The sequence below is a fragment of the Acinetobacter sp. KAM396 genome (genome assembly GCF_021602765.1).
GTDB classification, from domain to species: Bacteria; Pseudomonadota; Gammaproteobacteria; order Pseudomonadales; family Moraxellaceae; genus Acinetobacter; species Acinetobacter towneri_A.
The window spans coordinates 1-10,636 of record NZ_BPPH01000047.1 but is presented as its reverse complement, the minus strand read 5'-3'; the positions used below and the strand labels follow the sequence as shown (position 1 = coordinate 10,636).

The 10,636-nt window shown below is 39.8% G+C and carries 9 protein-coding genes and 2 pseudogenes; 7 read left to right on the top strand and 4 right to left on the bottom strand.

Annotated elements, in window-relative coordinates; translation table 11 throughout:
* Positions 1–112: 112 nt before the first annotated feature.
* From L6C30_RS13685 to L6C30_RS13675, 3 genes and pseudogenes are all read right to left on the bottom strand, one after another.
* A pseudogene (locus L6C30_RS13685) lies at positions 113–250 on the bottom strand (FeoB small GTPase domain-containing protein); the annotation flags it as partial.
* Entirely contained in the window at positions 240–500 is a 261-nt protein-coding gene (locus L6C30_RS13680) for a FeoA family protein (protein WP_004665962.1), read from the bottom strand. The pseudogene L6C30_RS13685 and the gene L6C30_RS13680, both read right to left, overlap by 11 nt.
* Before the next feature lie 11 nt (positions 501–511).
* The gene (locus tag L6C30_RS13675) at positions 512–1,792 is read right to left on the bottom strand and encodes a cation diffusion facilitator family transporter (RefSeq protein ID WP_026438279.1); all 1,281 of its coding nucleotides are present in this window, start codon (positions 1,790–1,792) and stop codon (positions 512–514) included.
* A gap of 90 nt (positions 1,793–1,882) precedes the next feature.
* Here L6C30_RS13675 and cadR point away from each other — a divergent pair, with 90 nt between their 5' ends.
* The 7 genes from cadR (at position 1,883) to L6C30_RS13640 (ending at position 10,029) form a co-directional block, all read left to right on the top strand.
* On the top strand, positions 1,883–2,275 hold the full coding sequence (gene cadR, locus L6C30_RS13670; RefSeq protein WP_005180702.1) for a Cd(II)/Pb(II)-responsive transcriptional regulator: 393 nt from the start codon (positions 1,883–1,885) through the stop codon (positions 2,273–2,275).
* Between the two features lie 142 nt (positions 2,276–2,417).
* Entirely contained in the window at positions 2,418–2,828 is a 411-nt protein-coding gene (locus L6C30_RS13665; protein WP_004733191.1) for a hypothetical protein, read from the top strand.
* A gap of 49 nt (positions 2,829–2,877) precedes the next feature.
* Entirely contained in the window at positions 2,878–4,245 is a 1,368-nt protein-coding gene (locus L6C30_RS13660) for a TolC family protein (RefSeq protein WP_004281854.1), read from the top strand.
* Between the two features lies 1 nt (position 4,246).
* A complete protein-coding gene (locus L6C30_RS13655; protein WP_004281853.1) occupies positions 4,247–5,482 on the top strand; it encodes an efflux RND transporter periplasmic adaptor subunit in 1,236 nt (411 codons plus the stop codon).
* Positions 5,472–8,630 carry an efflux RND transporter permease subunit gene (locus tag L6C30_RS13650; protein WP_004733184.1) on the top strand — a complete coding sequence of 1,053 codons (3,159 nt, stop codon included), beginning with the start codon at positions 5,472–5,474 and terminating at the stop codon, positions 8,628–8,630. The genes L6C30_RS13655 and L6C30_RS13650 overlap by 11 nt, the downstream gene beginning before the upstream one ends.
* A gap of 86 nt (positions 8,631–8,716) precedes the next feature.
* Positions 8,717–9,616 (top strand): cation diffusion facilitator family transporter, encoded by a 900-nt coding sequence (locus L6C30_RS13645; protein WP_004733183.1) that lies wholly within the window; start codon positions 8,717–8,719, stop codon positions 9,614–9,616.
* Between the two features lie 203 nt (positions 9,617–9,819).
* Positions 9,820–10,029: a hypothetical protein gene (locus L6C30_RS13640; protein ID WP_106439075.1), complete on the top strand. Its 210-nt coding sequence runs from the start codon at positions 9,820–9,822 to the stop codon at positions 10,027–10,029.
* Between the two features lie 131 nt (positions 10,030–10,160).
* On the opposite strand, the pseudogene L6C30_RS13635 reads toward L6C30_RS13640, so the two are convergent.
* A pseudogene (locus tag L6C30_RS13635) lies at positions 10,161–10,454 on the bottom strand (IS5/IS1182 family transposase); the annotation flags it as partial.
* Between the last annotated feature and the right edge of the window lie 182 nt (positions 10,455–10,636).

The following is a 10,636-nucleotide window of genomic DNA, read 5'->3' as shown; positions in this document are numbered from 1 at the left end:
CCCAAAGAATGATTTCGCCCTGAAAATGCCGACCATGGAAAGGATTCATATGCTGCACCTTTAGCTAAAACAGTCTTCAGCTTACCATTCGTGGTTATTTGCAACAGTGCCATTTAAAAGAACCTTCTTTTCTTTCTACGGTAACTCCAGCATAGTTGGCAACTTTTTGTCGCGTACCAGTAAGCGTATTAAATAAAGAGGTTTTTCCACAATTTGGATTACCGACTAATGCAATGTTCTTAATCTTCATTGGATACTAACTCTACAAAAATTCTTTCAGCTTCATTCTTTCTTAATGCGAATCTTGAAGTTTCAATTTGAACTAAAACAGGATCTCCGCCAAAAACACCTTTAGCGAGTACTTGTAGAGTTTCACCCTCTCTAAAACCTAATAGTTGGAGCCGTTCCAATACGGGATCAGTGGTATGACTGTATTGATTACCTTTTTTGAGATCTCTAATTTTGACGATCTGATTTTGTTTAACTTGAAATAGATTCATTTTCGATACTCTTACTTCAAAGCCAAAATCTTTCGAGCACCATTAAGCACGAATAAAGAAACCAGGATGCCAATGATTAAGTCTGGGTAAGCTGATCCCGTCCACGCCACGAGTACACCGGCAAATATAACGCCCATATTTACGACAACGTCATTCGCCGAGAAAATCCAACTGGCTTTCATATGTGCGCCATCTTCTCGATGACCAGAAATAAGATATAAGCATGTCACGTTAGCTATAAGTGCGAGCAGGCCAATAACAATCATGAGCGTTGATTCTGGCTCGCTTCCAAACATGAATCGTCTAATAACATCAACAATCACGATAACAGCAAGTAATAACTGAATCCAACCTGCGAAATGGGCTGCTTTTATTTGATATTTCGCAGCTTTTCCGACGGCATATAGCGCAATACCATAAACGGCTGCATCGGCAAACATATCTAGAGAATCAGCAATCAATCCTGTAGACGCAGCAATAATACCGCTGATGAATTCTATAAAGAAAAGTAGAGCATTAATACCTAATAACAGTTTAAGTACTTTAGCTTGTCTCACAGGATCAGGTTCATTAGGTATATCGCCTGAAGAAAGCTGTATTTCATCAAGTTTCGCCCCAAAACCCAGTCCTTCGAGTTTAGCCGTAATTTGCTGAATCCCTTCATTATGGAAGACTTTCAGTTTTCGATTGGGAAGATCAAAAGTAAGACCTTTAACTGCTTCAATATCTGCAAGAGCCATACGGACCATTTGCTCTTCAGCAGAGCAATCCATTTTAGGAATGGTGTAGGTACTTGTTTGCTTAGCCTGTTGATTGCTTATATAAGTTTCAGTCTTCACAAGCTTTGCACCAAAACCCAAAGCTTCAAGTTTGGTAGTTATATTTTCATCTTTTTGATTATGTAGAACCTTTAAAGACCGGTTAGGTAAATCAAAGATGAGTTTTTGAACACCATCAATTGAAGATAGCGCCATACGAACCATCTGTTCTTCCGCAGAACAATCCATTTTGGGAACTAAGTATTCACTCATGTAGTGCGAATTTTTTAAAACGTCTTCAGTGCTTAAATTTTCTTTGGGATCAGAACCACAACAGGATTGAGCGGTATCTTCACAACTGTTTGAAGTGTTACAGCAAGGAGATGAAGATTTTTTTTCTTCCTCTTCACCACAACAGCTAAGCGTATTATCACAATTCTTTGAATTGTTTGCTTCTGCAATTGATGGATGATTTTCTTGTTGAGATTTCTTATCTTCGCATGGTGTTTCTTTACTACATCCACAACCACTCATAATTATACCCATTAAAAAAATTTATAAACTTTGAATATTAGAATCCCTATAGTTACTATAGAGTCAAGATTTTTTGGAAATACCAACTCAATGCATTTAAAAATTGGTGAACTCTCTAAAAAAACCTCATGTTCAGTATTAACAATTAGGTTTTATGAAAAGGAAGGTTTAATTCCGGAACCCGAAAGAACGGAAGGAAATTACCGCCTTTACGATATAGGCTATGTTGAGCGAATTAAGTTTATTTTGAATTGCCGAACTTTAAATATGAGTTTGAATGAAATTCGTCAATTACTCACCTATAAAGATAATCCCAAGAAAAATTGTTCAGATGTGAATGAATTAATTGACTTACATGTCAGTGCTATCAGAGAAAATATAATCAAGCAACAAAAGCTTATTGAACAATTATCTGATTTAAGAGATACTTGTGATGGTTTATGTACAATTGACCAATGTGGAGTTCTAAAAAATCTAGCTTGATTATCTAGACCTATGCTTTTTTCAAAAATTCTGTATATCTTTACTTAAGGCTGCAAAAAGTTTAAGGTTACTCAAATTCTGTGATCAGATATTTGATAGATCTGGACAGCTTCCGATTGGTGTTTTAAATACAGATTTGTGTATGAAGAGAAAAACATTTCTAATCCAGATATTGGTACTCTTATTCACATTCCAGAATATTTGGAGTGTGGCAGAGGCTGCGTGTCTGCATGAAATGCCAAACATACCCAATTCAATACTCTCTAATCCAATCGATTTAGACGAAAAGAGTGATAGTCCTCGTCAAGCACTTTATTCCCTAGAAAACTATAAAGAAATCTATGACTATTGTCAGAAGGTTTGTTTTAACGAAAAGTGCAGTCATTTCTCAAATACAATCGTGATTCAGATTGACCCACCCGATGATCTGAAGCTTAAAGCTAATTTTGAGACCGGCATTACCCCAACTTATTTGGGAATAACTTTTTATAAACCCCCTTATCTGGATCAATTAACCCCGCCTCCCGATTTGCCCCTACTATTGGTGGGGTAGTCTTATAAAAGCCCACCACTCCTAATTTCATTATGCGTGGGGCATTTTCATGTCAAAAAACAAATTACATCAGGATACCTCCATCCTGAATTTATCCTGGTCAGCCTTAGGTAGCGGTATCTTGCTATCTGCAATGATCAGCTTCAGTACTTCCGTAGTCGCCAGTACTCAAGATTTAACGCTGCAGCAAGCTATTGAGCAGGTTAACCAATATCAAGCGTCCCAAAATTTCTGGGAAACGCAAAACAGCATTAATGCCACGAATCTTCAGCAAAGTAAGCTGTTTAAAAATCCTGAACTGTCAGTTGAACAAACGGGATTTGGTTCAAATAATGAAAAAGAGCTTACCATTGGCATATCACAACCCTTGGATATTTTTGGTGAGCGAAGAGCAAACCAAAAATTAGCCAGTCTCTCTACAGATAAAACAGCGCTGAAACAGAAGATTTATCAAGCACAAATTGAGCTTGCAGTGAAATATGTATGGTCACAACTGGCCATTGCTGAACTTGAAAAAAACATTGTCAATGAACAACTTCGGGTGAGCCAAGAAAACCTTCAAGCAATCGAAAAGCGCTTTAATGCAGGCAGTATTGCCCAAGTAGATGTAAATCGCGCACGTTTAAGCCATGCTGAAAATATCCGTCTTTTTAGACAGGCAGACTTACAGGTACAAGTGGCCACCCAACAATTATCAAATTTATGGGGTACGTCTGATAAGTCATTGCAGGTAAACCTCTCTTCACAAAAGCTCTGGCCAAAATCGACTCATGAACAGGTTCAAGAATATTTAGCGGAAAACTACGTTGAGAAATATCGAGCTTTACTGGTATTAGAGTCTCAAGCAACGGTTGATCAACTAAGGGCAAAGGCACGTCCTAACCCCACTTTAAACCTAGGTGTCAACCGCACCCAATCCTTGGAAAACTCCACACAAAATCAATTAGTAGTCGGAGTCAGTGTACCGCTTAATATTTTCGATCGTCAGCAAAATGGCATAAAAATCGCGCAAGAAAAAATGAACTTATTAGAGCGTCAGAAAGAGTTTTATCTGAAGCAAAATGCGCTGCAAATAGGCACAATTTTAACCGAGTTGCAGGGTTTAGAGCTGCAATTCAAAGTCGTTGACGAGACTCAAATTCCTTTGGCGACTCAAGTTCAAAGTAAGACGCTACAAGGTTTCTTGGCAGGCAAGTTTGCTTTAACCGATGTTCAGCAAGCCACGCTTCAATTACAAGACATCCGTCTGCGTAAAGTCCAGTTGTTACGGGATGGCTGGCAAAAGGCCATTGAAGCAGAAAGTTTGAGCTTAGGCATTAGCCCAAGTGAAGTCATGTCGAAAGATGCTATTGCACAAATCAATCAAAACTTATGGCAAGACATACAGGCCATGCCTGTCATTGGTGGGGGAAATTAACATGTTCGATCTTAAAAACAGCTTAAAAAAACAGAGCGGAAAAATCTCTCAACCTCTACTGATTAGTTTGGTTATCGGCGCTACCGTACTCCTCAGTATTTTTTTGATCTTAACTGGTAAGAATAAATCGGAAACATCAGATGAACATGCAGAGGAAGAAAGCGGAGAAGAACATGGCGGTGAAACCGAAGAGCATGCAGAAGGTGTGAGCCTGACTGCCAAGCAACTGGTGGAACAGGGCATACAATTATCAGCGGTCGATCAAGGCCCGGTGGTTAAATTAAGTTCTTATCCTGCCAAACTGAATGTGAATACTGACCAGCAAGCGCACGTCTCACCGAGTTTTAGTGGTCATGTAGAAAATGTCTATGTAGAACTCGGTCAAAAAGTTCAGAAAGGACAGCCTTTGGCTGCGTTGCTTGTTCCTGATCTAGTTGATCAGCAGGCCAATCTTAAAATTGAACAAACCAACCTTGAACTGGCGAAACAAGACTATGATCGTGAGCGTCAGCTTTGGTCACAGGGCATTTCAGCAAAACAGGACTATCAACGTGCTTATAACAGCTATAAACGGGCACAAATTCAGGTTCAAGCGGCCCAATCACGTTTAAGTGCATTTGGTGCAGTGAATGCCAGTAACGGACGCTATATTTTGAAAGCTCCCATTTCTGGCGTGATCAGTAAAAAGGATTTGGTTCTCGGGGAAAATGTTCAGTTAGCCGATCAACTCTTTACGATAGACCGGTTAGATCAACTCTGGCTTGAGTTTATTGTTCCAAATTCTGAAATTATGGGCTTAGCCCCGAATCAAAAGATCGAATTTAAATCCTTGCAAACAGAAAAGGTTTATCAAGCTGTTATTCAGACTTTAAATACTGAAGCGGATATTCAAACAGGTCGTCTTCAGGTGCGAGCAAAAGTTGAATCGAATGCAACCGAATTACGTCCAAACTTGATGGTGAACGTACAGTTGCAACAACGGAGTGAAAGTACCGCATTACGGGTACTTAAGTCCGCAGTTCAGAATGTCGATGGAAAAGATGTGGTTTTTGTCGCCACTCAGCATGGACAAAAAGTTGAATTCAGTCCGCAACCTGTGAAATTAGGGCAATCATCTGGGGAGAGCCAATGGATTGAAGTGGTGAGTGGGCTTAGTCAGGGACAAAAATATGCCGCTCAAGGCAGTTTTTTACTGAAATCCGAGCTGGAAAAAGGAGAGGCTTCACATGAGCACTGAAACTCCTCAAATTCCAGACCACGAATCGGTAAAACCTGAAGGACTGTTTGATCGACTGATCCAGTTTTCTATCCATAACGCAATCTGGGTCATGCTGTTTATTGCGGCTTGGATTGCTATTGGTATTTATAGTTATCAAAAGTTACCGATTGATGCTGTACCAGATATTACCAATACTCAGGTGCAGATTAACACTTCAGCCAATGGTTTTACGGCTTTAGAAATGGAACAGCGGATTACATATCCAATCGAGAATGCCATGTCAGGCATGCCGAAAATGGAACAAACCCGTTCGATTTCACGCTACGGCTTATCGCAAGTGACCATCATTTTTGAAGATGGCACGGATATTTACTGGGCCAGACAGCTTATCAACCAGCGCTTGCAAGAAGCAATGGGAGAAATGCCTGAAGATGTGCAACCTAACATGTCGCCTATTTCGACAGGTTTAGGTGAAATCTATCAATGGGTGATTAAAGCCGAACCAAATGCTAAAAAGCCGGATGGAACCCCTTATTCGGCGATGGATTTACGTGAAATTCAGGATTGGATTGTAAGACCGCAATTACAGCGCGTAAAAGGCGTTGCTGAGATCAACAGTATCGGTGGCTTTAATAAAACCTATGTGGTTGCCCCTGATCTGAACCGATTGCAACAATTGCAAATTCCTTTGTCTGATTTACAAACTGCCTTAACAGAGAATAATGAAAACCGTGGTGCTGGCTATATTGAGAAAAATGGACAACAGCTAACGGTTCGTGTTCCCGGCACTTTAAACACGATTGAAGATATCCAGAACATCAGTATTGCCAATAAAAACGGCTATCCGATTCGGGTGGCAGATGTCGCCAATGTCTCAATTGGTCATGACTTAAGAACAGGGGCTGCAACCTATAATGGTGAAGAAACTGTATTGGGTATTGCCATGATGATGATGGGAGAAAATAGCCGTACCGTTGCTCAAGCCATTGATGAAAAGGTGCAATCGATCCAGCAATCGCTACCTAAAGGTGTGGTGATTGAGACTGTGTATGACCGTACGCATTTGGTTGATCGGGCGATCAAAACCGTTCAGAAAAATTTGATTGAGGGTGCAATCCTCGTCATTGTTATTTTATTTCTCTTTCTAGGTAATTTCCGTGCTGCGCTGATCACGGCTTGCGTTATTCCACTGTCAATGCTGTTTACCTTGACGGGAATGGCAGAGCAGAAGATTAGTGCAAATCTGATGAGTTTAGGGGCACTGGACTTCGGTATTATTATTGATGGTGCAGTGGTTATTGTAGAAAACTGTATCCGTCGGCTAGCAGAAGCTCAGAAGCTGAAAGGTGGTTTACTTAGCCGTTCTGAAAGATTTAAAGAAGTCTTCTTGGCTGCAAAACAGGCGCGTCGTCCTCTGATTTTTGGACAGTTAATTATTTTGGTGGTTTATCTACCTATCTTTACCCTGACGGGTGTAGAAGCCAAACTTTTCCATCCTATGGCAATGACTGTTGTACTGGCTTTAATTGGGGCCATGATTTTATCTGTCACTTTTGTGCCAGCCGCAGTTGCCCTATTTGTCACTGGAGAAGTCAAGGAAACCGAAAGTCGCTGGATGCATTGGCTTAAAACCAAATATGAACTGCTTTTAGATAAAGCCTATGAGCTTCGTTTATTTGTGACTATTGTGGCTGCCTGTATTTTAGTGCTTACGGGCGTGCTAGCCACTCAAACAGGTAGCGAGTTTGCACCTCAACTGGGTGAAGGTGATTTTGCTGTTCAGCAAATGCGTTCCCCAAGTACAGGGTTAGAACAGTCACTGAGAATGCAGGAAAATACTGAAAAGTTACTGTTGAAAGAATTTCCTGAAATTAAAGCGATCTTTGCTCGTACCGGTACAGCAGAAGTGGCCACAGATGTTATGCCACCCAACATTTCAGATGGCGTGGTACTGTTAAAACCTCATGATGAATGGCCTGATCCAAAACAAACGATTGATGAGCTTCGCCAAAGAATGATTACTTTCTTAGCGACATTGCCGGGAAATAACAGTGAGTTCTCGCAACCCATTGAACTGCGCTTTAACGAGTTAATTTCAGGGGTGCGAAGTGATGTGGGTGTCAAATTATTTGGTGATGACATGGAGATTCTAAATCGCGAAGCGAATAAAATTTCTCAAAAAATTAACTCAATTTCAGGCGCGACAGCCGTTAATGTAGAACAGACCAGTGGCTTACCCTTGTTGAATGTAGAGGTGGATAAGTCCAGAGCTGCACAATATGGCTTGTCGGTAAGAGCAATTCAGGATCTGGTAGCTACAAGTGTCGGTGGCCAGAATGTTGGAACAATTTTACAGGGAGACAAGCGTTTTGATTTTGTCATCCGTCTAGATGAATCCCAGCGTAGTCCTGAACAGTTAGCGGTACTTCCTATTCAATTGCCGAATGGTGGTTTAGTCCAACTGCAAGATGTGGCACGCGTTGAAAATATCCTGGGTATTAATCAGGTCAGCCGTGAAAATGGTAAACGTCGAGTGGTTATTACTGCAAATGTAGAAGGACGTGATTTAGGCTCATTCGTAACAGAGCTTCAGAGCACGTTATCCAAACAGGAATTACCAAGCGGTTATTGGATAGATTATGGCGGTCAATTTCAAAATCTGATGTCTGCAAAAGCGCGTATGCAATTGGTGGTTCCGCTCGCATTGTTGACGATCTTTATTTTATTGATGGCTGTATTCCATAATATCAAAGAAAGCTTACTGGTCTTTAGTGGTGTACCGTTTGCCTTATGTGGAGGCTTAATCGCGTTGTGGTTGCGTGACATTCCATTATCCATGTCAGCAGGGGTTGGCTTCATTGCACTATCGGGGGTGGCTGTACTGAATGGCTTAGTCATGCTCACCTTTATCAAAGAGTTGCGACAACAATATGACCTTTATTATGCAACGTGGCAGGGTGCAATTTTGCGTCTTAGACCTGTGCTGATGACCGCTTGTGTGGCGTCCCTTGGGTTTGTCCCGATGGCTTTGGCAACCGGAACTGGGGCAGAAGTACAGAGACCTTTAGCAACAGTGGTTATTGGAGGAATTATCTCCTCTACCCTGCTTACATTGGTTTTATTGCCCGTACTGTACCGCTGGATGAATGAAAAGAAAGTTTCTTAATCCAATAGATTAGTCGATTTACAGCAGAGATATTGGCTGTTATCCAATATCTCTGCTCATCATAAATAGAATAAGGAAAATATTTTATGTCAGAACATCATGATCATAGCCATGCGGTTGTTACTGAAGAAAATAGTAAGAAGTTAATGGTTGCCTTAGGTTTAACGACTACTTTTTTAATAGTAGAAGTTGTCGCTGCTTTTATTACCCAAAGTTTGGCTTTGTTATCTGATGCAGCTCATATGTTTACTGATGTAGCCGCTTTAGCTATTGCTCTTGCCGCTATCAAAATTGGTAAAAAAGCCGCAGATGATAAAAGAACTTTTGGCTATCAGCGATTTGAAATTTTAGCGGCTCTGTTTAATGCGGTGATGCTTTTTGTGGTAGCAATATATATTGTATATGAAGCTTATCAACGTTTTACGAACCCTGCTGAAATTCAAAGTGTTGAAATGATGATTGTCGCGGTCATTGGTTTGGTCGTAAATTTGATTTCAATGAAAATCCTTTCTGCTAGTGCTGAAGGAAGTCTAAATATAAAAGGTGCATATTTAGAAGTTCTTAGTGATGCTCTAGGATCGATAGGCGTGATTATCGGAGGAATAGTTATTTATTTTACCCAGTGGATGTGGGTTGATACCGTAATCGCTGTGTTAATTGGCTTCTGGGTCTTACCTCGAACTTGGATTTTATTAAAACAAAGTATTAATATTCTGCTTGAAGGAGTTCCTGATGAGATTGATATTGAGTCGTTAAGAAATGATTTATTGAAGCTAGAGGGCGTTGAAGGGATTCATCAGTTGAAAGTCTGGGCTATATCCTCAAAAAATATTCATTTAACTGCTCATTTGGTTGCTCCGAATAGCAATACAGATCAACTCTATCAAAAGGCCTTAGAAGTTCTAAAACATAATCATAATATTACTGAAATTACGTTACAAATAGAAAGTAAGGAATGTAATACATTGGAACAGCATAAACATTAAAGTGCTGCTCTTTCTACATAATGGACAGATGACTAGGCTGATAAACCTTACCATTTTCCTGTATTACACTTCTATTTATCACACGCACTTTAAACACCATCCTGAGACATTTTAAAATTACAAGAATGTAATTTATGAGTCCTCTGGGTGTTAATTCTTTAAAGTTAGAATATCTAACAAGTATTAAATGAGAGTAAATAAACATGCTATTCAAAAATAAATTTTGTACTAAATTACTGTTAATTAGTGCATTCTTTAGTATCGCAAGTTTTAGTTATGCAGATGGCGGCTTGTTATTTCTTGAAAAGAATTTAAAAGCTTCTAAAGTTGAAAATTCTAAACAAAAACAAGTTAAAAATAATGAATCAAATGAATCAAATGAATCAAATGAATCAAATGAATCAAATGAATAGTTGGGTTGCATAAATAAATCAATTAGACTTATTCATTCAGCAATATAATTCCTGAATGAATAAGTTTATAACTAAAACCGGCTTTGTTGCATAAACATTCAAAAGCTGAGTTTTCCCCAATCCATTCAAATTTAAGTGACAACTTGGGTGTGAGGTCTACCTAATTCCGTAAATCTATTCAGAACTGCCACACGCGCATGAACTTCATTGACCTGACTTTGAAAATGTCTTGCCGTCAGCTTATCTCCTAATAATTTGATGCAATGCATCTTGGTTTCCACCAAACTGCGACGGTGATAGCCCGACCATTTTTTCCATAGGGTTCTGCCTAAATGCTTAACCGTTTGAAGTAACTCATTTCGTTCTATTGAACTGATTTTAGAATCTTTCCAGGGCTTGGCATTCTTCCTGGGTGGAATTACGGCACTGTTGCAAATAACCACGAATGGTAAGCTGAAGGGCACTGTTGCAAATAACCACGAATGGTAAGCTGAAGGGCACTGTTGCAAATAGAGATTTGAGTCGATGATGTTCCCTTTAAAAAGTACTTAGAGACCGAAAACCCTGTTGATTAGACACACTTCACCCTGAGGCTGACCATAATAAA

What these genes read in the sequence shown, in the direction of transcription:
- L6C30_RS13680 (WP_004665962.1), bottom strand. Translation starts at nt 500, where the DNA reads ATGAATCTATTTCAAGTTAAACAAAATCAGATCGTCAAAATTAGAGAT.
- L6C30_RS13675 (WP_026438279.1), bottom strand. Translation starts at nt 1,792, where the DNA reads ATGAGTGGTTGTGGATGTAGTAAAGAAACACCATGCGAAGATAAGAAA.
- cadR (WP_005180702.1), top strand. Translation starts at nt 1,883, where the DNA reads ATGCATTTAAAAATTGGTGAACTCTCTAAAAAAACCTCATGTTCAGTA.
- L6C30_RS13665 (WP_004733191.1), top strand. Translation starts at nt 2,418, where the DNA reads ATGAAGAGAAAAACATTTCTAATCCAGATATTGGTACTCTTATTCACA.
- L6C30_RS13660 (WP_004281854.1), top strand. Translation starts at nt 2,878, where the DNA reads ATGTCAAAAAACAAATTACATCAGGATACCTCCATCCTGAATTTATCC.
- L6C30_RS13655 (WP_004281853.1), top strand. Translation starts at nt 4,247, where the DNA reads ATGTTCGATCTTAAAAACAGCTTAAAAAAACAGAGCGGAAAAATCTCT.
- L6C30_RS13650 (WP_004733184.1), top strand. Translation starts at nt 5,472, where the DNA reads ATGAGCACTGAAACTCCTCAAATTCCAGACCACGAATCGGTAAAACCT.
- L6C30_RS13645 (WP_004733183.1), top strand. Translation starts at nt 8,717, where the DNA reads ATGTCAGAACATCATGATCATAGCCATGCGGTTGTTACTGAAGAAAAT.
- L6C30_RS13640 (WP_106439075.1), top strand. Translation starts at nt 9,820, where the DNA reads ATGCTATTCAAAAATAAATTTTGTACTAAATTACTGTTAATTAGTGCA.